The sequence below is a fragment of the Dellaglioa sp. CoH-57-MRSF-19 genome (genome assembly GCF_056781975.1).
Window position 1 is genome coordinate 1 of the sequence record NZ_JBXAXW010000158.1, and the last position, 388, is coordinate 388.

1 protein-coding gene is annotated in these 388 nt (G+C 53.9%); it reads left to right on the forward strand.

Going from position 1 to position 388, the window contains the following annotated elements:
• Window positions 1-73: 73 nt before the first annotated feature.
• Window positions 74-349 carry a hypothetical protein gene (locus tag AC1RO3_RS08760; protein WP_289856363.1) on the forward strand — a complete coding sequence of 92 codons (276 nt, stop codon included), beginning with the start codon at window positions 74-76 and terminating at the stop codon, window positions 347-349.
• Window positions 350-388 lie beyond the last annotated feature (39 nt).

Sequence of the window (388 nt, forward strand, 5' to 3'; positions counted from 1 at the left end):
GTGTAGTATTGCGCTCTCCAGATCAACCGGCTCGTTCGTCGTGTATTCCCGAGTCATTTCGTAAGGAGTGAGCATGAACATCTCTACCAAAGATTATGACCTCTACCAAGAAGAATGCGACGATAAGGTCATGGCATACCTCAAGCTCGGACGCTATCCGGGAATCACGGTGAACGTGGATCATGTGCCTGAACAGCATCGCGAGACTTTTGCGAAGCTACTGCACATGCAGGTGACGCGTGCGCTCGATGCCGCGTACGCAGCAGGTGCCAATGATGCACGGGCCAAGGTGAGAAAGGCTCTCGGCCTCTCGCTCATCACGCCGGTTGCTGGTGAGGGTGATGTATGATTTTTGGTGCACATCCCGGACCCAATCCCGAACTTGGTT